This is a genomic window from Aliiroseovarius lamellibrachiae, from assembly GCF_018599245.1.
In the GTDB taxonomy this organism is placed as follows: domain Bacteria; phylum Pseudomonadota; class Alphaproteobacteria; order Rhodobacterales; family Rhodobacteraceae; genus Aliiroseovarius; species Aliiroseovarius lamellibrachiae.
The window spans coordinates 159,360-182,896 of record NZ_JAHEVJ010000006.1 but is presented as its reverse complement, the minus strand read 5'-3'; the positions used below and the strand labels follow the sequence as shown (position 1 = coordinate 182,896).

Here is a 23,537-nt window from a genome sequence, read left to right as displayed (position 1 = left end):
CTCTCAGGTTACATCCGCGCAGCGTCCGGACCAGCCAGACGAACCTGTTTCAACCGGATCAGAGCGGCCAAGAGCAACAATGCCGACGCCCCCATCATCAGGAAGAAACCAGTGGACGGATAAGAGTGGGTGGTAAACTGCGCCACTTTACCATCGCCAAACACAGTTGGCATAAACGGCTTCAATGTGAACGCACCCATCGCATTCAGGCTGTGCCCGTACCACCAAAGCCAGGCGGCATATTCAGCGATAAATCCCACCGGAAGCGCCATTGGGGCCAGCACCAAAATCCAGTGAAAAATCGACCGTACAGACCACGCCGCAAAGACCAACAGGACCATGAACGCCATCACAACAGCATACAGGATTTGGGCGATCCCATCCATCTGTTTGACCAGCGGATCGTTGCGCTCTGGCTCATTAAACCAACGGGCCAGCGATTTTGCATAGTGCCATTTGAACACCTGCATCACCGAGCCATTCCACGCTTCGCGTTTATAGGGCGGGGTCTTGGTCTGTTCGATTTCATAGGCGTGTTTTAGGGTCTTTATCAGCGCAACTTTGGCATCGCCCTCGACCAGAACCTCATCGTGTTCCGCCGCTTCGCTTTCGTCCAGTGAATCCTTCAGCATCTGCACCACAGGGGAAAGCGAGCTGTTGGCGGTGCTGTCACTTGCATCTTGCCCAAGGGACACAACAAGCCCGGACAGATAGTTGGTCGTGTGCAGGCGGATGCCGTTTTCACCGTACATCGCCATGGTCATCCAGATCGAAATGGCGCCGAAACCTGCCAAGGCCACCACCATACGCACAATGCGACCGGGGGCCGCAAAGGTCAGCGCCATTACGCCAAGCATCGCAAACAGGAACGGCGAAAACGCTTTTTCTACGGGTCCACCAGAGGCAATCGGGTACATACCAACATAGTGGTTGATCGTGTCCATCTCATGCACACAATCCAGCGCCTCGGTTTCAACAACCTCGTCACTGTCGCGAATTTCACAGCCGTTTTGCACCGAATCCATGTGAAACAGGATCCGGATCCCTTGCGGGAACGTCGCTTCGGGATAGTTGGGTGCCGTCAACGAGACCCACCATCCGGGTGAAAAGAAGGACGCACCAATGAGGGCAACGGCGAGAACGGTTAATACGCGGTAGATGATGCCGCGACGGTCGGAACGGGTGGTTTCACGGGACATGCCTAAGACATCCTTGCCTTTTACGAGGACGGTTGGGGCGGCCAATTGGCCGCCCGCAATTTGATGTTACCAGTCAAAATCTGGGTTTACCCAATCTGGGTCCCCAACCAATTCTGCGGGTGGGTTCATGCGCGATACAAAGTCGAGAACCGCTTTGGTATCTTCTTCGGAAAAGCCTTTGATCTGCTCAATCATTTCCGGGTTTGCATTGCGGCGTTTGCCGTCGCGGATCCATTCATATTGGCGCACCAAGTATGAGTAGTGCTGACCCTGAATACGGGGGTAGAACTTCTCGTTGTTGCCTTCGCCGTTTTCGCCGTGACACTTCACACAATTGTCTTTGTAAAGCTGCGCGCCATGCTCAAGATTGTCGCCTTCGCCCACACCTGGGTTCGGATTCATTGGCAGTTTTGAGATATAAAGTGCAACATCCGCAATCGACTGCGAGCCACCAATTTCCTGCGGCAACGCAAACGGATACATGGTTGGGTTGTCGCGGTTCAGCGCGCGAATGTCGGCGAGCTGTTTGATGATCACGTTGGTGTGCTGGCCCGAGATTTGCGGGAAGGTCCCGTCGGTCAGACCCCAGCCATTCAGCTGGTGGCAGGCCGAGCAAACTTCGTACACGTAACGACCATTATCCATGTCAGGGGTCAGGTGCAGCGCCTCGTCTTGCTCGCCGCCCCCTTCATTCCACCCATCCGCTGGAGTGTGGGTGCTGTCGGCCACTGCGGCCTGTGCGCCCAGCGCCATGGCTGCGGCAAAAAAGGCTGTTTTCATCAGTTTCATATCGCGCGTCCTTTCAGGATTATTTGCTGGGGCGTTCGACTTGGCTCAACCAAGTTGCGATCGCTTTGATATCTGCATCATCAGCGCGTTTGATCACGCCGAACATCAGTTTGGATTTGCCACCGGTGCGCACTTTGTCACGCATTTCGGTCATCTGACGGACCAGATAGTCGCGATCGAGCGCAGCAAGAATGGGATAGGCTTTGTTGGTGGCTTTGGTACCGTCTTTGCCGTGGCACGCCTTACACCCAAGTTTTTTATATCTCGCCTCACCTTCATCCAGCAGCGCCTGTTCAGGGGCGGGATCAAGGGTTTCGGGCGCGGCCGCAGGTTGCGCGGCCAAATATTTCGCAACGTTCTTAATGTCATCCGCCGTCAACAAGTGCATGATATTTGCCATGCCGGTGATGAAGGGATGGCCCGTGGATGGGTCTGGGTTGCCCACACGACCACCCTCTTGAATGATCTTAAGCTGAGCGACCAAGTATTTTTCATTTTGCCCGGCAAGCGCCGGATAAGACAGGACCGGTTTGGCACCGTTGCGCCCGTGGCAGGCAAGGCATGTTTTGGTCATATAGACCCGTTTGCCGGCTTTCAGGGCATCGCCATCCGCAAAAGCGGGTGCCGCGAGCGTCCCGGCCACGCCAAGAATTACTGCAGAAAGAAGAGCGCGCATATCGGTTCATCCTGTTCATGTTTCGGGGAGGGTTAGGGGTGGCGATTGAACCGCCACCCCCTTTGCCTTGAACGAGGTTGGGTTAGGTCACTCGACCTTCACCGCACCATGTTCGTCCAGGAAGGTTTTTGCACGCAGACCAATGTCCGCCGCTTTCACCTGATACTGCCACCATTGACCGGCCCACAGAGTGGCGTTTTGCCAGTCTTCAGCTTTCGCCAGCTCTTCTGATTTGGCTTGCGCCTCGGCAGCAAAGCCCAGCTGGTCCGTCGCATCCTCAACAAGCGAGACAACTTCAGGGAAGTCTTTGAAGTTGCGGCCTGTGATGTAGCCCACAACGCTGTCGATAACAGCTTGGGTTTCCATGTTCACAGTGAACTGCTTGTCATAGTCGGCTTGAGTATAGGTGGCGCCTTCGACAATCTCGGCGTTCTCATCAACGTAACCTTCCGGTTTCACGACAAGGTAACCTTGCATCTCGAGGTGCAGCGCCGAGCAGAACTCGGTGCAGTAGAACGAGAACACACCAGGGTGATCGGCTTGGATCTTGGCGGTTGCCGTTTTACCCGGCTCAAGCGACAGGTTCACGTCATAGGTCGAGACCGAGAAACCGTGGGTTTCATCTTCGGCACGCTCTGAGTTGGTGATGATGAACTCAACGGTGTCGCCTTCGTTCACCTCAATAATCTCAGGTGTAAAGTGCGACCGGATTGCGGTCATATACACCTTAACATTGGTGCCATCACGCTCGATACGCTCTTGACCCGGACGAACAGCACCTTCGTGCTTGCCACCGGTGCGAGAGTTGGTGCCGTAACGATAGCGAACCAGTGGTTTCAGCTTGTCAGCCGAAATAGCGGTCGCGTAATGCGGCTCGCCCAACGGAACTGGCATATCATAAAGCAGTTCCATTTTGTCGCCAGAGATGTCGATCAGCTGGTGGTTCTGTGGGTGCAGAGGGCCAACAGGGTTAAACCGGTCAATCGCAAGTTTATTCAGCGAAATCAGGTATTTACCCTTTGGGTTAACCGTTTCACCTTCCATCGCCACAAGGTGACCGATGTTATAGTGGATCGAGATTTTATCGAGAACTTTACCTTCGCAATAATCCCATTTCGCAACTTGGCTGTCCACATAAAGCGATGTGTAGACAACACATTCTTTGCTGTCGAACTGGTTGTGAAGCGGGCCAAGACCAAGCGCAACTTGGGTATGGATCGCATCTTCCATCGCAATGATTGGAATACCGTAAGGGTCAACACCCGAGAAGTTTTTGGCATCAACCGCAGCCATGATTTTCTCAAACGAGTAAACCGACGCTTGGGTGTCGAGCTTACCACCAATGACGATGAACTTACCGTCTGGGGATACGTCGACACCGTGTGGCGATTTGGGTTCTGCGATCAGATAAACAAGACCCTCATCGATGGCCGTTTGCATCGAAATCACAGGGTGATCATTGATCATGGTCACAGCACCGGATTTATAAACCTGCTCGGCTTTTTTCCAGTTAATGACGTGAAGGTAATCGGTGTCGGCTTGCGAACAACCCGCTTCAAACGGCGGACGGCCGCTTTCGATCCCACCCACATAACGCTCTGCACAGAACGAGTTGGTGAAAGACCAGCCATCGGAAACCAGCTTACCAGCATCCGACAAATCCTGTGAATATGGTGGCAATTCGATCGAGAATGAATTCTCGGGCTCGATGCGGCCTTTTTCACGGTTAAACTTCCAATAGGTGACAGCACCGCGGAACTTTTCGTTGAACTCAGACAGCGGCGCAAAGCCACGGCCCAGCACACCCGGATATTGGGCTGCTTCGATCACATATTCCGAGTTTGGTGTCACAAAGGTGCCGCCATGCTCAGACTGAAGGATCGGGTTCACAACGATCTGTTGTGTTTCAAAGTCATGCAACGAAATCACACCCACACGAGGGGCGGATTTATCGTTGATGAACAGATATTCACCATCCACATCACCGTTAGTTTCGGTGATCGCTGGGTGGTGGGTGTCGCCCCAGTGAAGCTCGCGGCCGTCTACTTTGCCGCTCTCCAAGATAGCTTTTGATTCTTCGTCGAACCCATAGCCTTGCCATGGTTCGGGCGTGAACACAGATATGTATTTCAAAATACGCATCGACGGCACGCCATAGACCATAACTTGGCCTGACTGACCGCCCGACGAGAACACGATAAACTCATCACGTCCCCCAGTTGGCGTATAGGTTTTTGCAGCGGCTAAAAGGTCTTTTTGTGAAAGACCCCGGCGTTCCATCACCTCATCAAGCGTATCAGCAGCGACCGAATTTGCGGTCATAGCCAAGCCTAAGGTGACAACGCTCGCAGTCGCCGCAAAGCGGTTGCGAATGTTGCTGATCATTTTGCGTCCTCATGTCCGGGCGGTTAAACGCGTGTAGTCAGCACGCATAGATCGATGCCCGGTGATCGATCCGCCTCTTTTTGATCACGATTCCGCGAGCGCATTCTTGACTTTTGTTAAGCTCAAAAAATGAAAATCGAATATGTTTGAATACGATAACCCGTGAAATAAAGGACCTTTTCCAAATGGATCGCCGTTCATTTACCGCCGCCTCAGTTGCGGCGTGTTTTGTTTTTTCCACGCCAACCCTCGCCCAGGATGTTGAAACCGATAACCTTATGATATCTGGCGCCTTTACACGGGCTTCTCCAAAGATGGCCGGGGCTGGCGCTGGCTTTATGACCATCACGTCAAAAGGGGCAGCGGACCGTTTGGTTGGCTTCAAATCCCCCAATTGCGAACGCCCCGAACTGCACACCCATATCCACGACAATGGCATGATGCGCATGCGTCAGGTCGAGGCGATTGACGTGCCCGCTGGTGGTATGGTTGAACTGAAACCCGGTGGCTTTCATCTGATGTTCATCAAGCTGAGCCAGCAACTGATTGAGGGTGAAACCGTCAAGGCGACTTTGATCTTTGAAAAAGCAGGCGAAGTACCCGTTACCCTGACCGTCAAAGGGCCGGGCGCAATGAACTAAGGCAGAATTAGGCGCTGATTTTGCGGCGTCCTTTCACCTTTGCAAAACCCTTCGGTGGGCAGGATCAGCCACAGATCATCTGCCCGCCCATGGTTCCCACCAACAACAGTATTTGAAACAAGGCTGTGCCGGGGATCAATTGGTTCAGGCGTGTGGAAATGGATGTGCGAAGCATCGCAGTGCTAAGCCATACCCCCAGCCCCGCAGCTGGGATAAATGACGCAGCACAGCCCGCAAACCAAACCCCTCCCGCCAGCGACATCAAAATCAGCAAGACATACACGATCCGCGAGGGCATTTCGCCGATTTGAATGGCCAAAGTGCGACGCCCGGCGCGTTTGTCCGTGGCCCGATCCCGGTGATTGTTGATCATCAGGATTGCCGCAGCCGGCAGGCCCATAATCAAACCAAGCGCATAGACCGGCGCGATCAATGGCTGGCCGTGTAAATAGACCGTGCCTGCCACCGCAATCACGCCGAAAAACGCGATCACTAAAAGCTCGCCCAACGGGGTGCCCGACAACGGCCGTGGTCCCATCGAATAGAAAAACCCCATCGCCAGCGAGATGAAACCGATTGCCACAATCGGCCAGCCGCCTAACGAAACCAGATAAAGGCCAAGCAGCACCGCCACCAAAAACGACCCCGCCGCAACCTGACGCACCCGCGCCGGATCAAGCAAACCAAGAGATGTGAGGCGCGGTGGCCCCAGCCGCTCGGGTCCATCAACGCCGCTTTTGGCGTCAGCCGCATCATTCCAAAGATTGGTGCCCACCTGAATGGCCGCCGATGCCCCACCCGCCGCCAAGGCCACGTCCGGTCGCCAAGCGCCCATTGTTGCGGCCAGCCAGCTCCCGGCAATCACGGGCATCAAGGATAGGCTAAGCGTTTTCACACGCGCGGCAATCACCCACCGCAAAGGGGGCGACAATTGCCCCATCCGCGACACCAGTCCGGCCATTGGATCGGGCGGATTTGAGATCATGCAACCTCCGCAACATGCAACATGGCCACGCCAAACATAAACGACCGCGTCTGGCGTACCTGAAAGCCGGATGCCTCGAGTTCGCGGGTGATATCCCCCGCCGCAGGAAAGCGACGAATGGATTCCACCAGATAGTTATAGGCCCCCTTGTCACGCGCCACCAAAGCCCCAAGCGCGGGGATAATATAGCGCGAATGAATGGCATAAAACGGCGCAAACCATGCGGCGGGCTTGGAAAACTCCAACAGCACAAGGCTCGCGCCGGGCTTTAACACCCGCGCACATTCTTCTAAGGCCTGACGCGGGTGGGTCATATTGCGCAAGCCAAACGCCAAGGTCACGCCCGCCACGGAATTGTCGGCAAGCGGCAGATCTTCGGCGGGTGCGTGAAGATAATCAAGTTGGTTTCCCGCACGCTCTTTGGCCTGCGCCAGCATACCCGCACTGGCATCGGCGACAATCACGTCGCGCATTGGGTCCGCCGCTTTTATTGCCAATGCAATATCGCCAGTACCGCCCGCCAAATCCACAATTGGGCCTTGCTGTCCTTTGATCTGCTTCAGTGCGGTTTTCACCATCGTGGATTTCCACATCCGGTGGGTCCCAAAGCTCATCAAATCATTCATCAGGTCGTACCGCGGTGCAATCCGGTCAAAAAGCGCGGTCACAGCATCACGGCGGCCCGCTTCCGCAACCGCTTGATCACCAAACGTCTCGCGCAATTCATCCAGCCGCGTCGCGCGGGCGGGTTTTACTTGTGTCATATTTCACGCTCCGGGGTTGGTGTAGCCTTCGGCTTCGTCAATCTTGGCGCGGAACCAGCGCCCGGTGATCCAGGCCGCAGGAAGTCCGCCCACAACACCACAGAGCACCGCAATCGTCGGGGGAATGGCAGGCATGCCAATCGCCTGCCCCAACAAGCTGGCAAAAAACAGGTTCACCGCAACCGCGCCAACCGCAACCGGGTAACACACAGCGGCCAATGCCCAAACAGGCCAGCGGCCACTCGGGTCTGGCACGGTTTCACCGGGTTGCTTTTGTTTCGGTGTTTCAGTCATTTTTTTCGAAACACTGCTTTTTGCACGGCATAAAGGGCAAGAATCATGGCAATGACGGCTGCCGCAAGCCAAATAGTTGCCCCACCAACGGCATGGCTATGTCCATCTATCACGGCTTCACGCAAGGGCGTTTTATCGTGGTGGGCCAGTGCGGGGTTGGAAATAGTCAGCAAAATCAAGGTTGTTCGCGCAATTCTCACGGTAATCCTCCGTTGTTTTCCGGGTTAAACATACCCTTCTGACGGCCTTAACGGCTTGATTTCCGTCAATCTGTGACAAATAAGCATAGTATAGGGATGCGTCATTCTGACCCGCAGCCTAAGCCCGGAGGCATGAAAGTGCTCAGCCCAGCCGAACTAAAAATGGCCAAACGATCTGTATTGTTTGCCAATGTGCCCGACCAAATGCTGCAGGATCTTCTTAGGAAGTGCTATAAGTCATCCTGCCCGCGTGGTGGGACATTGTTTGTTCAGGGCGATCCGGCGAACTTTATGTATGTGATCTTGCAAGGCTGCGTAAAGCTGACGCGGATCACGCCGGGCGGCGACGAAGTGGTCGTGGCGGTTTATTCCGCCGGCAAAAGCTTTGGTGAAGCGATCGCACTGAAGGGCGGAAAATATCCCGTCACTGTTGAAGCCGTACAGGACAGTGTGCTGTTGCAGGTTGAGACGCGGATTGTGTTCGACACCCTGCGCCATGAACCTGACTTGGCTGTGGCGATGCTCAGCTCTACCTTCAGCCATCTGCATGAATTGGTCATGGAAATCGAAAATCTTAAGGCACTCACAGGCGCACAGCGTTTGGCGACCTTCCTGATTTCTCTGGCGCCGGTGGATGAAGGGCCCTGTTCGTTTGTTTTGCCTTACGACAAGATTTTGATCGCGAAACGCCTGGGGATGAAACCCGAAAGCCTGTCACGATCTTTCGCCAACCTGCGCGCGCATGGTGTAGAAGTTCAGCGAGAGGCCGTGACGGTTTCAGAGATCAGCGATTTGAAGGTTTTTGTCTCGGATGATGAGACCGGAATGCCAAAAGCACGCCGGTCTTAAGCGAGCAAGAAAAGCCCCAATGCCGCCAGCAAAAAGGCGATCAGGAATGCACTGAACCCACGACGAAATTCGGGGGCCGCGCGCAGACCTAAATATTCAGTCAAAATAATACGCGCCTTTAGTCCCGCCAGCAGCAGGACAACGACAACAAAGATTGTCCCCGCTTGTGGGCGGATGTCGGTCAAAACTGCGGTCCCGATAGACAGGGCCAAAAGCACAACGAAGGCTTTATTTAGCGTCACATTTTCCATCAGCGCACCAAGTATATAATCGGAAAGAGCAGCACCCAGACCAGATCAACCATATGCCAAAACATCACGCCACCCTCTAGGTTGCGTGGATTTGGCCAGCGCATCATCAGCGCAAAAATCACCAAGCCAGCCAGCACATGCATCGCGTGAAACCCGGTGAGTAAATAGTAGAAGGTGAAAAAGTCGCTGCTTTCAATCCCGATACCATGGCGGGCTTTGTCAGCATATTCCATCCACTTCACGATAAGAAACGCCACACCCAGAACCATTGATCCCGCCAGCCATTTTCGCATGTGCTGCGCACTGTGGACTGCGCGTGCGGCCAAATATCCGCTGGATATCAGAATGATGGTGTTCACCGCCCCCGCCACCCGGTTCAGGCTGTCTTGGTCATGTGCAAATGCGATGGGATCCATGATCCGCATCCCGAGAAAGGCCAATAGCCCCGCACCAAACACCAACAATTCGCTGACGATCAGCACCCAGATCATCAGATCTCCGGGCAGGGTGTCAAGGATGTGGTCTTGATCAGCGTGGGCGGGAACGGGCGCCGGGCTGTGGGTCATTAGACGCCTCCGGTAATATGTCGGTAAATTTCGGGCAAAGCTTGGGTCAGACGGTTGGCGTCGGGCACGATTGAGAACCCGTCGGACCCGAAAATCCGGTTCACCCAAGACTGGCCTTTTTGGTCCACAACAACGCCGTAAACGGCCTGACCGCGGCGACGTGCTTCGCGCACCGCCATCCGGCTGTCTTCGATCCCGTGGCGGCCTTCGTAATGGTCCAAATCATTGGGTTTGCCGTCCGTGATCACCAGCAAAAGCTTGCGACTGTTGGGGCGTTTGTCCAGCTCAGCCGACACATGGCGCATTGCGGCGCCAAGGCGGGTGTAGAACGCGGGGTTCACACCCGCGATCCGCCCTTCAACATGGCTGCCCATCTTTTCATCAAAGCCCTTGCAGCTTTGCACATAGACGCGGTCGCGTTTTAGGGACGAGAATGTGTTGATGGCAAAATCATCGCCACAGGCATCAAGCCCCCACGACAGGGCGACCAAGGCTTCGCGTTCAACCTCGATCACTGTGCGCTCGCCAATGGACGCCTCTGTAGATCGCGACACGTCAATCAGCACCGAGATGGCCAGGTCCCGATCTTGGGTGCGCGCAGCGCGGTAAACACGGTCTGATCCGTGGCCCGTTGCCCGCAATTCTACCTGTGCCGCAACAACCGCCTCCAGATCCAGCTCGTCCCCTTCTAGCTGACGCGGAAGGATGACGCGGCGCGGACGCAACGCTTCGAATTGGCGCTTCACCGCGCGAATGCGCCGCTTGGCTGCGGGATCGGTGGCGAAATCCGGAAGCTCTTCTATTTCGTCCGCAACGCTGGACAACACCCGACAATGATCGGGCAAATAGCTGCCTGTGCGGTGGTCCCATTCGGGATACATATGTTCGCCAGATATGCGTTCGCGGTCCGCATCCTCTGGCGACAGATCAAGGTGGAACTTCAACCGCGTCGCGGTTTTTTTCGACACTTGCCCCAGCGCCAATTCGTCCTGATCCTCCGCCGCCTTTTTCGCGGTGTCGTCGTCATCATCTTCGATGCGACGGTTCATGTTCAGGCTTTCAACCCACGACAGGATCGCCTCAAACTTATGCAGGATCAAACTGTCGCGTCGTTCGGCCAAATCACTTTCAGACCGGCGGGCTTTTTTGGTGCCTTCGGCGGCATCTGCGCCGCTGCCTTGTTCCTGCCCTTCAGGCATACGTTCGGTTTTTTCGCGGCCCGTCAGCGGGCGCAGGTCAGGCCAAAGCGGCACCGGACGGTAAGGGCGGTAATCATGCGGAGCAACCAAATCTGACAGATCAGCATCTGGCTGTCGCACCCGTTTCAACACATCCAAAGCGCGCGCGCCTGTGGGTTCTTGCCCCCCTAATAGATGCAAAACAACCTCTTCAATCGCCGCCTCAAACCGAGGCAAAGCTTGGGTTGGGCGTTGGGCATGGCACGCTTCGATCAAGGTTTCATAAAACCCTTTCAGACCGGGACAGTCTTTTAGGGTTTCGCGCGTCATCGCAATTGCTGCGCGCAGATTTTGAACATCCGCCCGCAGGGGGTCATCGTCCGCAATTGGTTCAGGGGCATGGGCCATTGAGGCGGCAAGCCAGAAATAAAGTGCTGCGTTGGCTTCGCGCACTGGAAAATCCGAAATCGAATCCGGCAGGCGCATCGCCTCGCCATCAAAACTTGGTCGCGCAACGCGTTCGCGCCATGTGCCCATGCTGCGCAATTTCGACAAACGGTGAGGCGAGGTTTGCAAGGTCGCGGGTTTAATCTCAACCGCAGCGGCCCCGCCGAGACCCCGAAAGAACACCCCAAGGCGATTTTCGATTTCAGCCAATGTTACGGCCGCGTCGTCATGCGCCTCGGGTTTTTCCAACCGACTGGCATAGGCATGCCACATTTTGCCGATTGTCTCTTCTGGGTCGAAGATATCAATCTCTGAACGGTCCATTGATTTTATCCAAAGACCGCTGCAACCAGATCCAACAGGCCTTGTTTCACGTCTTGGTCGTCGGAAAGCGGTTCAATCATCGCGGCCTCGATGGCCTGTTCAATCGGTGTGCCGGCCATGATCAGGGTTGCGCAATAAATGATCAGACGGGTAGAGACGCCCTCTTCCAGATCTTGACCCTTCAAGGCGCGCAGCTTGCCCGCAAGCCGTACAAGCGATGTTGTACGAGCCTCATCCAGGCCGCTTTCACGAACCACAATGTCGACTTCGCGGTCTTGCGCCGGGAAATCGAATTCGAGCGACAAAAAGCGCTGCCGTGTGGACGGTTTCAACGTTTTCAGGATGTTCTGATAGCCGGGGTTATAGCTGGCAACCAGCATGAAACCGGGCGCGGCTTCTAATTCTTCGCCGGTTTTATCCAGCGGCAAGATGCGGCGGTCGTCCGTGAGCGGGTGCAAAACGACGGTCACGTCTTTGCGCGCTTCGACCACTTCATCAAGGTAACAAATCGCGCCTTCACGAACGGCGCGGGTCAATGGGCCATCAACCCAGACCGTTTCGCCACCTTTCAAAAGGAACCGGCCAACCAAATCAGCGGCCGACAGGTCGTCATGACAGGCAACAGTGTAAAGAGGGCGGCCCAGACGCGCGGCCATATGGGCCACAAACCGGGTTTTACCGCAACCGGTGGGGCCTTTCAGCAGCACCGGCAAATCGTTGTTAAACGCCGTTTCAAACAGATCACATTCGTGTCCGACTGGCGCGTAGAAGGGGGGAGTAGAGGGGGCGTGAGCCCCCCCTTTTTTGTTTTGTGGAACGGTATTCATTTGGATTATGCCTCTTCGCTGGCGCTGCGCGAAATCACTTCACGACGCGGGGCCAGTTGTGCGTAGATGAACAGGATGGCCCCAAGGACAACAGCGGCACCAGCACCCCAGCGCATGATGTAGAAAAGGCCAAGACCTTCTTGAACATCCATGAAGTTCTCGCCCAGCACTCGTTGCATGTGGGTTTGAACTGTGCCGGCAAAGGTGAGGACAAAGGTCATGAAGGACATGCCGCCTGTCATCAGCCAGAAGCTGGCCATGTTGAGCACTTGGTTGTAAGGATCACGGCCTTTCAGGATCGGCATTGCGTAGGTGATGATCGCAAGGTTGACCGAAACATAGGCACCGTAAAAGGCCAGGTGGCCGTGGGCCGCGGTGATCTGTGTTCCGTGGGTGTAATAGTTCACACCGTGCAATGTGTGCAGGAAGCCCCATACACCAGCACCGAAGAACGCCACCGTGGATGCACCCAGCGCCCAAAGCAACGCGGCTTTGTTCGGGTGATCACGTTTGCCTTTCCAAACCATCACGAAGCTGAACGACATCATTGCGAAGAACGGAATGATTTCCAGCGACGAGAAGACCGAACCAATCCACTGCCAGTAACCGGGGGTCCCGATCCAATAATAGTGGTGGCCAGTGCCCAGAATGCCTGAGAACAGCGCCGTGGCAACGATGATATACAACCATTTTTCAATGACCTCACGGTCCACACCAGTCAGCTTCAACAGCAAGAAGGCAAGGATCGAGGCCATAACCAGTTCCCAAGTACCTTCCACCCACAGGTGAACGATGTACCACCAGAACATTTTGTCCAGCGCAAGGTTTTCTGGATTGTAGAAGGCAAACAAGAACAAGAGCACCAGACCCCAAAGGCCCAGAAGCAGTACGTTCGTGATCGCAGTCTTACGACCTTTCAGAACCGTCATGGTGATGTTGTAAAGGAAGATCAGCGCGGCAACGACAATGCCCAGCTTAACCCAAACCGGTTGCTCGATGAACTCGCGGCCTTCTTTACCCAAAAGCCAGTTCCCGGCAAACAGGTCAAAAACATAAGTGACGACAACGCCAGCCGTTCCCAAAACCAAGATCGCCAATTGAACATAGGCCAACATTGGTGAGTGCAATTCGCGCTCGCTTTCTTCCGGTACAAGGAAGTAGGCGGCCCCGAAGAACCCAAGGAGCAACCACACAATCAACGAGTTGGTGTGCAGCATACGAATGACGTTAAATGGCAAAAGTTCCGATAGGAAATTCGGTTGGACATAAATCCACCCGGCCAACAGCCCACCCGAAACCTGAACCGCGAATAGAATCATCGCGACCAGGAAATACGCGTAGGCGACTTTCTGTGATTGATATTTCATGATTTTTCCTCCGCAGCCTTAGCCCGCCTCATTGGGCGGCCAGCCCTGGGCATCAATTTTGTTTACCCAAAGGAAGAAGTTCGCAAGATCACGAATTTGTTCTTCGGTTAGGTTAAACTGTGGCATCTGGCGGCGGCCTTCGATACCCGACGGCTGGGCTTCCATCCAACCCTGCAGCACTTCGAAAGCGCCTTCAGGATCGTCATCAACGCCCCACCGGTTCATTACGTTTTGCAGCTCAGGTGCAAAGTATGCCCCTTCACCCATCAGCGTGTGACAATTGATACACGCATTTTCTTCCCAGACGCGTTTGCCCTTGGCGACACTCTCTGTCAGTTCCGAATGAACGGTCGAAACATTTTTGATGTGGCTGACGGACTGTGCCGACAGGATCAAAAACACCACGATAAAAAACAGCGAGCCGCCGTAGAACACATTGCGCGCCATGGTTTTTGTCATGACTTCCCGCATTTTTAGTCTCCAACTCAGCTTCTCCCGACCAACTTAGTCAGGATTGCAGATCACAATCTTGACAATTGTTAAGTATCTCGGGGTTTGTTCCGGCCGGAAAGCCAACAAAAGCAGTGCTTTCAAAACGAAAAACCCCGCCAAATGGGCGGGGCTAAAAGGTCATTTTTTAGTTCTCGACTCAGATAATCAGAACCTGAGTTCCAACCTTGGTAAGGCCGTACAGCTCTGAAATATGCTGATTGTACAAACCGATACAGCCATTCGACGAACGCCGCCCAATCTTGCGTGTGTCGTGGGTGCCGTGGATCCGGTAATATGTCCAACCCAGATACAGCGCATGTGTGCCCAGCGGGTTCTCCGGACCGGGTCCGATAAAATCAGGCCATTCCGGATTGCGCTTTTTCATCGAAGGTGTCGGGCGCCAACTTGGACCCTCTACCTTGCGAACAATAGACGTACGTCCCTTGCGCGTCAGGTCAGCGGTCAATGGCACCGACGAGGGAAACAGCTTATATACGCTCTGATCTTCTGACCAATAGTGCAGCGCGCGTGAGGAAATATCCACAAGCACAACGCCATTTTTGGTGTTTGAGAAATATGGGCGCCAATCAAGTGACCGAAAAGACGAGATATTCCGGCGAACACGCTCGGTGATATCCTCTTCGATCTCTGTGGTTTCATCCCCGGTCTGCGCCAGCGCAGGCGCGGCCAAAACAGAGGCCACAGCCGCGGTCGACCCGAGGAATGAGCGTCTGCTGAGGGATTTAGGTAGCCTATGGGCCATTTCGTTCTCCAATAAATACTGGCAATTCGCTCACTATATATGGCGCGAATGACGCAGTCGCAAATCAAACAAGCGTTAACTCGCACATTTCCGCCTGTTGCGTTTGATCCCGGCAACATTCCTATATAGAGGGAAAGGACTTCACGAACCTAGGTGAGATAGATGAAACGCACGTTTTTGATCAGTATGGCCGCCGCTTTGGCTTTAACAGCTTGCAGCACAGAAGGGACCTATTCCCGGGCCGATGGCACCACTGCCAAAATCTATCGCATTGGCGCAGGTCAGCAATCCAAGATCCAATACAACATGCTGGATTCGGTTAACGCACTGCGTCAAGCCGCGGGCAAAAACCCTGTTGTGCTGAATTCCCAGCTGAACGCAGCCGCCGCAACCCATTCTCGGGACATGTCCGCCCAAAACCGACCATGGCATTTCGGCTCTGACGGATCATCGCCAATCGACCGCGTGGCGCGCACCGGGTACCCCGGCCTGATGCTCGGGGAAGACATCTCGGAAACCTACGAAACCGAACTGGAAACACTCGCGGCTTGGATGGAAGAGCCCGGCACACGCGACGTGATCCTTGAATCCCGTGCGCAAAACATGGGCTTTGCTTGGGTGCAGGAAGCCGGTGGGAAGATTTGGTGGACATTGTTAATGGGCAGCTAATCCTGACCCTATAAAACGACAAAACCGCGCCTTAGAAGCGCGGTTTTTTATGCCCGGATGCACAGCAGCACTTAAGGCAGAATATCAATTACCGTGTCATCTTGCACCATCAACCAGATTTCTTCGATCTCTTTGTCCGATACCGAAATGCACCCGGCCGTCCAGTCGCGCCCCTTCGGATCTTGCGCACGCCGCGCCCCGTGGATGAAAATATCTCCGCCCGCTTCACGCCCACTCGCTTTCGCATACGCGATATCCGCTGAATTTGGATAAGAGATCCCCAGCGACAGGTGGAAGGCACTGCGCGGATTGCGGCGATTGATGAAATAGCGACCCTCAGGGGTTTTCCCATCTCCCTTGAACTGCTTGTGCCCATCTGGCGTAAATCCAAGATCAATCCGGTAGGATTTCAGCACCTCTTTCTGATGCAGCAAGAACATTTTTCGCTGAGATTTTGACACCACAATCTGCGTGACAGCAGGGCCGTCATACTGACGCATAACCTTGCTCTTGCGCGCACAGCTTGCCGTGCTGAAAACACCAATCATTACGAGAATTGCTATCAGATACCGCATTGCATTTGCCTGCTTCTGCCCAAGGTTTTTTCTTTACACATAGCCCATCACGCCCCACTGCGGCAAGCGACCAAGTGGTTTCACGCCGAATTTGGTCACGCTTTGCTGAAGGCCGCCATCAGTTCCACATGCGGCGACCAGCGGAACTGATCCACTGGCAAAACCCAATCACACCGATAGCCCGCCGCCACCAAAACCTGTGCGTCCCGCGCAAAACTCACGGGATTGCATGACACCATCGCCACGCGCGCCACCTCAGACTGGGCAATTTCCTCGACCTGCGCCAACGCACCCGCACGCGGGGGGTCAATGACAATGGCGGCAAATTTGTTCAGCTCGTCGGGCATCAGGGGACGGCGAAACAGGTCTCTGGTCTCAGTCGACACACGCTTTAGCCCTTTTGACCGTCGCCACCCGTGATCAAGCGCCTGCATCATGGCATCCGCCCCCTCAACAGCATGTACTTCGGCCTGATCGGCCAAGGGTAGGCTAAAGGTGCCAGAGCCGGCAAACAGGTCGACCACTGTGTCTGCACCGCCAATTGCCTCTCGAACCGCAGCAACCAAAGTCGCCTCCCCCTCTCGCGTGGCCTGTAAAAATGCACCAGGAGGGGGCGTCACCAATGCTTGCCCAAACGCTTGCTGCGGCGCGATCTCGGTGGCAACCAACTCGCCATTCCAAGACAGCCGCGCAAGGCCAAATTTGTGAAGCACCTGCGCCAATTCAGTCTCTAGTTCGCGGTTTAGGGCCTTTCCGCCCATGACCGACATATCAATACCGCCCTCGGACATCGCCATGCTCACAGACAATTCCGCTTTGCGCGAACCGCCCAAATATACAAGAGCCTCAATGGTTGGCACTTGCGCCACCAATTCTGGGGCAAGCATTTGACAGTGCTCAATTGCAGAAATCGCGCCAGAACGACGGCCGTGAAAGCCAACGATTGCGCCCTTTTTACCGCGCCTTGCCGACAATGTCGCCCGGCGCCGCGACGCGGCAGGTGACGTGGCAATGGGACGAATTTCCGTCTCGATACCCTGCGCGGCCAGCGCCTGACGCACCACATTTGACTTCCAATCAGACACGAAGGCATCAGAGGCATGCAACAACGCGCAGCCACCACAGCTGTTATAGTGCGGGCAAGATGCTTTGATACGGTCTGGTGATGGGGTCACGATGCGCGGCGCGTCGATACGACCGTCATTCACTTCACCCTCGACAACCTCACCCGGCAAGGCGCGTGGCACGAAAACCGGGCCGGGGGCAACACCATCGCCAAGATGGCCCAATCGCTCAATTGTATGTGTGGTGGATTGGCTGGGGATGCTCATGTCAGCAGCTCCTCACGGGTCAAAGTAAAATCAGAGGCGATCCAAAGGGCTTCGCGTCGTTTGAGTTCCGCGCCCAGCGCCGGGCCGGAAAACGCGGGCATTAAATCCACAGGGGTGATCGGAAATTGGGCTGCCGCCCCTTTGGCAATGTCCACCTCATATCCAATCGGAAGCGGGAGTTCCATCTGAACCGCCCGCAAAAGGATGATGTCTCGGGCAAGATCGGCGCCGTCCCGATAGGCCAGTTCCGCAGCCCCGGTCATCGCCCCCATTCCATCCCGCAAGGCTTGCAATTTCTTCGCCTCTTTGCGCGACAACCGTAACGATCGAGCGACATCCATGCCGCCCAGCACAGCCAATCGCCGGATCGGATCAACCTGCATCCCATCCTCAAAATGCACCAAAATGGGCAAACCGCGCGCATCCGCCCCCGGTAAAAGCACTTGTAACACACCACATTGCGCCATCGTGGCCACCGCAGGCGCAGGATCTCTGGCAGAGAGGAGTTTCAGCATCTCCGCCCCAACACGTTCGCGCGAAAGCGTCTCTAATCCGCCCAAATTGGCAGAAATTGCCGCCAAAGCATCGTGGTCCGGGCCTTCAGCTTCATTGCCGTACCACGCGTAGAACCTGAAAAACCTTAAGGTTCGAAGATAGTCTTCCCGAATGCGGGTTGTGGCGTCATCAATAAACCGCACCCGCCGCGTCAACAAATCAGGCAGGCCGTGCAGCGGATCAATCACACGCCCCCTTGCATCCGCATACAGGGCGTTCATTGTGAAATCACGACGATGCGCGTCTTCGTCCATCGTATCTGCAAAAGCAACCACCGCGCGGCGCCCGTCGGTTTCCACATCTTTACGATAGGTGGTAATCTCAAAGCCTTCGCCCTCGACCACCACCGTAATTGTGCCGTGGTCGATCCCGGTGGGCACGGGGCGAAACCCCGCCGCTTTGGTCAACTCAATCACCTGCTCCGGGAGAGCATTTGTTGACAGGTCCAGGTCCGCGACTGGCGCCCCCATCAACGCATTTCGCACGCATCCACCAACGAAATAGATTTCAAACCCTTGCAACAGAAAGGCCTGTGCCAATCGCTGGACGCGCGGGTTTTCGATCCAATCTGCTGTAATTTGCGTCATGAAGACAGCCTTTCGGCCAGCGCGCGCAGGATGCGTGCTGTGGCCCCCCAAATATAATAGGGGCCATAGGGCACGGTATCATAGTAACGCGACATGCCTTGCCAGACCCGGCCCTGAATGATGAAATTGGCTGGATTAGAGACATGTTTGAACGGAACCGAGAACACCTCTTCAACCTCGCCCTCCTCTGGACGTTCCACAAACGGGCGCGTCACCAAACCAAGAACGGGTGTGACCGTGTAGGACGTCACGGTTTCATGGGCGGACATTTGACCAAACACGGTTACCGCGTCTTGCGGCAAGCCTATTTCCTCCCACGCTTCGCGAAGGGCAGCGGCCACCGGCCCGGCATCATCAGGATCCACCTTACCACCTGGAAACGCGATCTGCCCCGGGTGATGTTTCAAATGCGAGGCACGTTTGGTTAAGATCAACCGCAGTTCATCTTCGACATAGATCAGCGGGATCAAGACAGCGGCGGGCCGCAAGACGCGCCCCGCAGGGAGCGTCACATTCGGGTTGAGATCATAATCCGAGCTGCCCCCGCCCGAAGGGGCAAGCGCACGCCGGATATGTTCAATCTCAGGCCTCACTGTCCTGACCTTTTGCATCTTTGCCCACGGTTGCGGGATCCAGATCGTAATGCGCCCCGCAGAACTGACAATCTGCTGTCAGGCGGCCGTTATCTTTGGTCATATATGCAATGTCTTTCACCGAGTAGATCGACAAGCTTTCGCGCACGCGGTCTTCAGAGCAAGTACAGCCAAAGCGCACTTGTTGCGGGTCATAAACGCGCGGCGCTTCTTCGTGGAACAGACGGGTCAATAGGGCGGTGGGGGACACTGACGGGCCAATCAATTCCAGTTCTTCCACAGAAGACAGCAGGATATTCGCCCGGCTCCAGTTTTCCTTGTCATTCTCTCCCAACACATCGTCGGCCGACAGCACACCGCCCTCTCCCGAACCACCTTCGCCGGTCACATGTGGGCTGGCTTTGGGCATGTGCTGCAGCATCACACCACCAGCACGCCAGCTTTCTTCGCCACCGGCCCAAGTGGACCGTCCAAAACTCAGGTGAAACCGGGTTGGCAACTGTTCGGACTGGGCAAAATAAACCTGCGCGCAATCAGACAGAGAGTTTCCGGCGATGGGCGTCATGCCCGAGTAAGGTGTTTTACCATCACCCTGATCAATCAAAACCGCAAAGAAACCCTTGCCGATCTGGTCAAACGCGGGGGCGTCTGCATCCAGCCGATCTTCATCATAACTGGCGTAGGCGCGCACCATAGCTGGGTCACCTTCTTTTTCTGGCGCATAATAGTCCGTCGCAATGAGACGCGCGGGGCCGTCACCGCGAATTTGCAAGGACAGCTTCCAGCGCAGCTTGATGGACTGGCCAATCATCGCGGTCAAAAGAGCGGCCTCAGCCACCAGCGCTTCGATCGCGGGGGGGTACTTGTGCTGAGACAAAACGGTATCGAGCGTACCATCCAGGCGCACCACGCGTCCGCGCACGTCACAATTATCCAGTTGGAAGGGCAGGATGGTATCATCCCAGGCGATCAAATTTCCGAGTGTCATTGGGTTTTCCACGGGCTGTGCTTGCGGCAGTTCCTCTGCCATATCGCGTCTATATGGGCGCGGCAAGTAAGGGGAAAAGGGGGGATGGTGGAAAAATTAGTGTAACGCAACCAGTTTTGCACCGGAAGCCACGGTACAAAGCCCGGTTATTTTGATGGTCCTTTGTATTCAATCAAAGACATGGACAGATCATCACCGAATTCTTTTTCACCGCAAAATTTATCAACATCCCAAACCAATCCATCCAAAAATTCTTGTCGTTTGAGTTGGGCATTGCGCGCAATCACGTCTTCAAACCCATCTTCATCCAGCATTTCATTTTTTTCATTTTCGGCCTCGGTGAACCCGTCAGAATAGAACATCAGGCGATCACCCGGCTCGAGCGTAAATTCAAACCGTTCATATTTACTGCCCCGGATCAGCCCGATTGGCATGCCACCATCACCCAAATATTCCACCGAGCCATCAGGACGTAAAAGCGCGGGGTTGGGGTGGCCGCATTGGGTCAACACAATCTTACCTGTCGAAAGGTCCAGATATGACAGGATCATCGTAAAATAATGCTCGGTCGGCATGTCTTCAAGCATCATTGTATTCAAAAGGAACGCAACTTCTTCTGGGTCACGCAGGCGCGTTTTACCACCCGGCGCGCTTGCAGAGGTGATATTTTGCTCGGGTGATCCATCTGACAAATAGGACGCCAATCGCGCCGTCAGCAAAGCCGATGCAATCCCGTGGCCGGAGACATCAATAGAGTAAATAGCAACCGTGTTATCATCTGGTTGAAACATCCCAACCAGATCTCCGCCGACATGCCCGCAGGGTTGCAACAGCAGGCTGACTTCGGCGGTGCCATAATCACGAAACCGCTCACGCACCAAGGATTGTTGCATATTGCGCGCTTCAATCAGGTCGCGATCAATCGAGTCATAGATGGTCTGAATTTCAGAAAGCGTCGCTGAAACCAGACGATTCTTCTCCTGAAGTTCGCGCTCCATCCGCATGATGCGCCCGCCCGCATTGATCCGCGCGCGCAACTCTTCGGCATTGACAGGTTTATTCAGAAAGTCGTCCGCGCCAACATTCAGACCCTGCGCAACAGCCCCTTTTTCACTTTTTGAGGTGAGAAGAATAAAATATCCGTATTTATCGCGCGAAAGGGCCCGGAACGCTTGGCAAAGCTCAAGCCCGTCCATGCCCGGCATCATCCAGTCTGAAAGGATCAAATCGATGTCTTCCGCTGCGATTTTTTCCAGCGCTTCATCACCTGATCCAGCCTCAACAACCGTGAACCCCTGACGCTTTAACGTGGAGCTCACAATCATGCGCTGCGCCCGACTGTCATCTACCACGAGAATGGTTTTGACAGCATCCGCCCCAACTGCCGACGGCGTTTCAGGGCCGGCAATATTTGGCAGTTGAGATACAGCGCGTGATTTCAAAACAGGTTCCTTATGCCTCACGGATCACTTGACCCGACCAAGCCATACGACTCAGGTATTGCCCGCTGGTTAATTCTAAAATTTGCACGGAATTTCCGCGTTTAATAATGAGATGTTAAGCCTCTGCCCTTATCGAAAGTACAGTTTGTGTTTGTGACAGGACCGGAAGGGATCAATATGATCAGCTGGGATCGCGTTAATGAGTTGAAAGAAGAGATCGGCGAAGAGGATTTTGCCGAAGTGGCGGAGATGTTTCTTGAGGAGGTGGACGAAGTCATTGAACGACTGCGGGCCACGCCCGAGCCTGATCAATATGAACAAGACCTGCATTTTCTAAAAAGCTCGTCGCTCAACCTTGGCTTTCAAGCCTTGTCAAAACTTTGTGGCGAAGGCGAGCGGTTGGCGGCAGAGGGGAAAGCTGACGCCGTGCAACTGGGCCCTGTATTTGAAACCTATTCCGCGTCAAAAGAAGCATTCACAGCACGTTAGATCACAAATTCCGCCACGGTTTCATCATCTGTAATGTCCGAATACGCAAAGCCGCCAGCGTCAAGACCCACAAAAATGGCATCGAAGTTTTCGGGGCGATTTGTTTCAATCCCAATCAATACAGATCCAAAGTTTCGCGCCGATTTCTTGAGATACTCAAACCGGGCAATGTTGTCGTCTGGCCCGAGGATTTGAAGGAAATCTTTCAACGCACCGGGGCGTTGGGGCAGGCGCAGCAAAAGATATTTTTTCAAACCCGCATAACGCTGAGCGCGTTCTTTCACTTCTGGCAGGCGTTCAAAATCAAAGTTCCCTCCAGAGGTCACACAAACCACGGTTTTTCCCGCAATTTCATCGCGCAGATCTTTCAACGCATCCACCGACAATGCACCCGCAGGCTCTAGCACAACACCCTCAACATTCAGCATATCAAGGATTGTGGTGCAAATCCGATCCTCGGGGATTGCCCGCACCTTGTCTTTCGGCGTGTCTTTCAAAACATCAAACGTCAACGCACCGATGCGCGCAACGGCGGCGCCATCCACAAAGTTGTCGACCTGTTCCAGCGTGATCGGGCCACCATGGGCCAGTGCGGCGGCAAGCGACGTGCCGCCAGCGGGTTCTACATAGAAAATGTCGGTCTTAGGGGCGACTTCGCCCAAGTAACGCGTGATCCCAGCAGAGAGACCACCACCCCCAACAGGCAAGACAACAATGTCAGGGGAGCGGCCCAGTTGGGCGACTGCCTCGGCCGCCACGCTGGCTTGCCCTTCGATCACATCCTTGTCGTCAAAAGGCGACAGGAAATGCCCGCCGACCTCAGCGCAATAGGCTTGTGCGGCGGCTAAGGTGTCGTCGAAATAATCGCCAATCAGGCGGATCTCAATCGCGTCGCCGCCAAAAATCCGGGTCTTTTCAATCTTCTGTTGTGGCGTGGTGACGGGCATGAAGATCACGCCTTTCACCCCAAAATGCTTGGACACATAGGCCACGCCCTGCGCGTGATTTCCCGCTGAGGCGCAGACGAACACGTCTTGGTCCGGCGTCTTTGCCAACGCTTTGCTCATGGCATTTAACGCACCGCGGATTTTATAGCTGCGCACAGGGGACAGGTCTTCGCGCTTTAACCAAATGTCCGCACCAAATTTGGCCGACAGGTGATCATTACGCTGTAACGGCGTCGCGGGGAAAAGCGCCCGCATCTGCTGTTCTGCCACGCGGGCTTTTTTCAGAAAATCGCTCATCCGGAATGTCTGACCCAAGGGAAACGACTTGGCAAGGGTGATATCTGCTGTTGAAAGGGATCGCCCA

At 54.8% G+C, this 23,537-nt stretch carries 26 protein-coding genes; 4 read left to right on the top strand and 22 right to left on the bottom strand.

Going from position 1 to position 23,537, the window contains the following annotated elements; translation table 11 throughout:
* Positions 1–8: 8 nt before the first annotated feature.
* The 4 genes from KKW20_RS12085 to nosZ all read right to left on the bottom strand — a co-directional run bounded on the left by KKW20_RS12085 (position 9) and on the right by nosZ (position 5,049).
* On the bottom strand, positions 9–1,199 hold the full coding sequence (locus KKW20_RS12085; RefSeq protein WP_214568145.1) for a hypothetical protein: 1,191 nt from the start codon (positions 1,197–1,199) through the stop codon (positions 9–11).
* A 66-nt stretch (positions 1,200–1,265) separates the two neighbouring features.
* Entirely contained in the window at positions 1,266–1,988 is a 723-nt protein-coding gene (locus KKW20_RS12080) for a c-type cytochrome (protein ID WP_214568144.1), read from the bottom strand.
* A 19-nt stretch (positions 1,989–2,007) separates the two neighbouring features.
* Positions 2,008–2,664, bottom strand: coding sequence for a c-type cytochrome (locus tag KKW20_RS12075; protein ID WP_214568143.1), 657 nt, complete (start codon positions 2,662–2,664; stop codon positions 2,008–2,010).
* 87 nt (positions 2,665–2,751) lie between these two features.
* Positions 2,752–5,049: a Sec-dependent nitrous-oxide reductase gene (gene nosZ / locus KKW20_RS12070; protein ID WP_214568142.1), complete on the bottom strand. Its 2,298-nt coding sequence runs from the start codon at positions 5,047–5,049 to the stop codon at positions 2,752–2,754.
* A 185-nt stretch (positions 5,050–5,234) separates the two neighbouring features.
* Between nosZ and KKW20_RS12065 the strand changes: the two genes are divergently transcribed.
* Positions 5,235–5,690, top strand: a complete 456-nt coding sequence (locus tag KKW20_RS12065) for a copper chaperone PCu(A)C (protein WP_214568141.1) — start codon at positions 5,235–5,237, stop codon at positions 5,688–5,690.
* Between the two features lie 64 nt (positions 5,691–5,754).
* On the opposite strand, the gene menA is transcribed toward KKW20_RS12065, so the two are convergent.
* Genes menA through KKW20_RS12045 form a run of 4 tightly spaced genes read right to left on the bottom strand, consistent with a single transcriptional unit; the run spans position 5,755 to position 7,912 of the window.
* Entirely contained in the window at positions 5,755–6,675 is a 921-nt protein-coding gene (gene menA, locus KKW20_RS12060) for a 1,4-dihydroxy-2-naphthoate octaprenyltransferase (protein ID WP_214568140.1), read from the bottom strand.
* Positions 6,672–7,439 (bottom strand): ubiquinone/menaquinone biosynthesis methyltransferase, encoded by a 768-nt coding sequence (locus KKW20_RS12055; RefSeq protein ID WP_214568139.1) that lies wholly within the window; start codon positions 7,437–7,439, stop codon positions 6,672–6,674. Before KKW20_RS12055 ends, menA begins: the two co-directional genes overlap by 4 nt.
* A gap of 3 nt (positions 7,440–7,442) precedes the next feature.
* Positions 7,443–7,733 (bottom strand): hypothetical protein, encoded by a 291-nt coding sequence (locus KKW20_RS12050; RefSeq protein WP_214568138.1) that lies wholly within the window; start codon positions 7,731–7,733, stop codon positions 7,443–7,445.
* Complete coding sequence (locus KKW20_RS12045) at positions 7,730–7,912, bottom strand: hypothetical protein (protein WP_214568137.1); 183 nt, start codon at positions 7,910–7,912, stop codon at positions 7,730–7,732. Before KKW20_RS12045 ends, KKW20_RS12050 begins: the two co-directional genes overlap by 4 nt.
* Before the next feature lie 153 nt (positions 7,913–8,065).
* Here KKW20_RS12045 and KKW20_RS12040 point away from each other — a divergent pair, with 153 nt between their 5' ends.
* The gene (locus KKW20_RS12040; protein ID WP_214568136.1) at positions 8,066–8,782 is read left to right on the top strand and encodes a Crp/Fnr family transcriptional regulator; all 717 of its coding nucleotides are present in this window, start codon (positions 8,066–8,068) and stop codon (positions 8,780–8,782) included.
* On the opposite strand, the gene KKW20_RS12035 is transcribed toward KKW20_RS12040, so the two are convergent.
* The 7 genes from KKW20_RS12035 to KKW20_RS12005 form a co-directional block, all read right to left on the bottom strand.
* Positions 8,779–9,033 carry a cytochrome C oxidase subunit IV family protein gene (locus tag KKW20_RS12035; protein WP_214568135.1) on the bottom strand — a complete coding sequence of 85 codons (255 nt, stop codon included), beginning with the start codon at positions 9,031–9,033 and terminating at the stop codon, positions 8,779–8,781. The genes KKW20_RS12040 and KKW20_RS12035 overlap by 4 nt on opposite strands.
* Positions 9,033–9,599: a cytochrome c oxidase subunit 3 gene (locus KKW20_RS12030; protein WP_214568134.1), complete on the bottom strand. Its 567-nt coding sequence runs from the start codon at positions 9,597–9,599 to the stop codon at positions 9,033–9,035. Before KKW20_RS12030 ends, KKW20_RS12035 begins: the two co-directional genes overlap by 1 nt.
* Positions 9,599–11,548, bottom strand: coding sequence for a nitric oxide reductase activation protein NorD (locus tag KKW20_RS12025; RefSeq protein WP_214568133.1), 1,950 nt, complete (start codon positions 11,546–11,548; stop codon positions 9,599–9,601). Before KKW20_RS12025 ends, KKW20_RS12030 begins: the two co-directional genes overlap by 1 nt.
* Positions 11,549–11,553: 5 nt before the next feature.
* Positions 11,554–12,375, bottom strand: coding sequence for a CbbQ/NirQ/NorQ/GpvN family protein (locus KKW20_RS12020; RefSeq protein WP_214568132.1), 822 nt, complete (start codon positions 12,373–12,375; stop codon positions 11,554–11,556).
* Between the two features lie 5 nt (positions 12,376–12,380).
* A complete protein-coding gene (locus tag KKW20_RS12015; RefSeq protein WP_214568131.1) occupies positions 12,381–13,742 on the bottom strand; it encodes a cbb3-type cytochrome c oxidase subunit I in 1,362 nt (453 codons plus the stop codon).
* Positions 13,743–13,760: 18 nt separating this feature from the next.
* Positions 13,761–14,213 carry a c-type cytochrome gene (locus KKW20_RS12010; protein ID WP_214568130.1) on the bottom strand — a complete coding sequence of 151 codons (453 nt, stop codon included), beginning with the start codon at positions 14,211–14,213 and terminating at the stop codon, positions 13,761–13,763.
* A 178-nt stretch (positions 14,214–14,391) separates the two neighbouring features.
* Complete coding sequence (locus KKW20_RS12005; RefSeq protein WP_214568129.1) at positions 14,392–14,997, bottom strand: L,D-transpeptidase family protein; 606 nt, start codon at positions 14,995–14,997, stop codon at positions 14,392–14,394.
* Positions 14,998–15,159: 162 nt separating this feature from the next.
* Between KKW20_RS12005 and dalA the strand changes: the two genes are divergently transcribed.
* Positions 15,160–15,666, top strand: coding sequence for a divisome-associated lipoprotein DalA (gene dalA, locus KKW20_RS12000; protein WP_214568128.1), 507 nt, complete (start codon positions 15,160–15,162; stop codon positions 15,664–15,666).
* Positions 15,667–15,737: 71 nt separating this feature from the next.
* Here dalA and KKW20_RS11995 read toward each other — a convergent pair whose 3' ends face one another.
* The 6 genes from KKW20_RS11995 to KKW20_RS11970 form a co-directional block, all read right to left on the bottom strand.
* A complete protein-coding gene (locus KKW20_RS11995; protein ID WP_214568127.1) occupies positions 15,738–16,241 on the bottom strand; it encodes a L,D-transpeptidase family protein in 504 nt (167 codons plus the stop codon).
* Between the two features lie 95 nt (positions 16,242–16,336).
* The gene (locus tag KKW20_RS11990; protein ID WP_214568126.1) at positions 16,337–17,572 is read right to left on the bottom strand and encodes a class I SAM-dependent RNA methyltransferase; all 1,236 of its coding nucleotides are present in this window, start codon (positions 17,570–17,572) and stop codon (positions 16,337–16,339) included.
* Positions 17,569–18,714, bottom strand: a complete 1,146-nt coding sequence (locus KKW20_RS11985; protein ID WP_214568125.1) for a CCA tRNA nucleotidyltransferase — start codon at positions 18,712–18,714, stop codon at positions 17,569–17,571. Before KKW20_RS11985 ends, KKW20_RS11990 begins: the two co-directional genes overlap by 4 nt.
* The gene (locus KKW20_RS11980) at positions 18,711–19,325 is read right to left on the bottom strand and encodes a CoA pyrophosphatase (protein WP_214568124.1); all 615 of its coding nucleotides are present in this window, start codon (positions 19,323–19,325) and stop codon (positions 18,711–18,713) included. Before KKW20_RS11980 ends, KKW20_RS11985 begins: the two co-directional genes overlap by 4 nt.
* The gene (gene hslO / locus KKW20_RS11975) at positions 19,297–20,295 is read right to left on the bottom strand and encodes an Hsp33 family molecular chaperone HslO (protein WP_214568246.1); all 999 of its coding nucleotides are present in this window, start codon (positions 20,293–20,295) and stop codon (positions 19,297–19,299) included. Before hslO ends, KKW20_RS11980 begins: the two co-directional genes overlap by 29 nt.
* Positions 20,296–20,441: 146 nt before the next feature.
* The gene (locus KKW20_RS11970) at positions 20,442–21,737 is read right to left on the bottom strand and encodes a PP2C family protein-serine/threonine phosphatase (protein WP_214568123.1); all 1,296 of its coding nucleotides are present in this window, start codon (positions 21,735–21,737) and stop codon (positions 20,442–20,444) included.
* Between the two features lie 177 nt (positions 21,738–21,914).
* Between KKW20_RS11970 and KKW20_RS11965 the strand changes: the two genes are divergently transcribed.
* Positions 21,915–22,226 carry an Hpt domain-containing protein gene (locus KKW20_RS11965; protein WP_214568122.1) on the top strand — a complete coding sequence of 104 codons (312 nt, stop codon included), beginning with the start codon at positions 21,915–21,917 and terminating at the stop codon, positions 22,224–22,226.
* Here the strand turns inward: KKW20_RS11965 and ilvA are convergent.
* Complete coding sequence (gene ilvA / locus KKW20_RS11960; protein ID WP_214568121.1) at positions 22,223–23,470, bottom strand: threonine ammonia-lyase IlvA; 1,248 nt, start codon at positions 23,468–23,470, stop codon at positions 22,223–22,225. The two genes, KKW20_RS11965 and ilvA, sit on opposite strands and share 4 nt — an antisense overlap.
* Between the last annotated feature and the right edge of the window lie 67 nt (positions 23,471–23,537).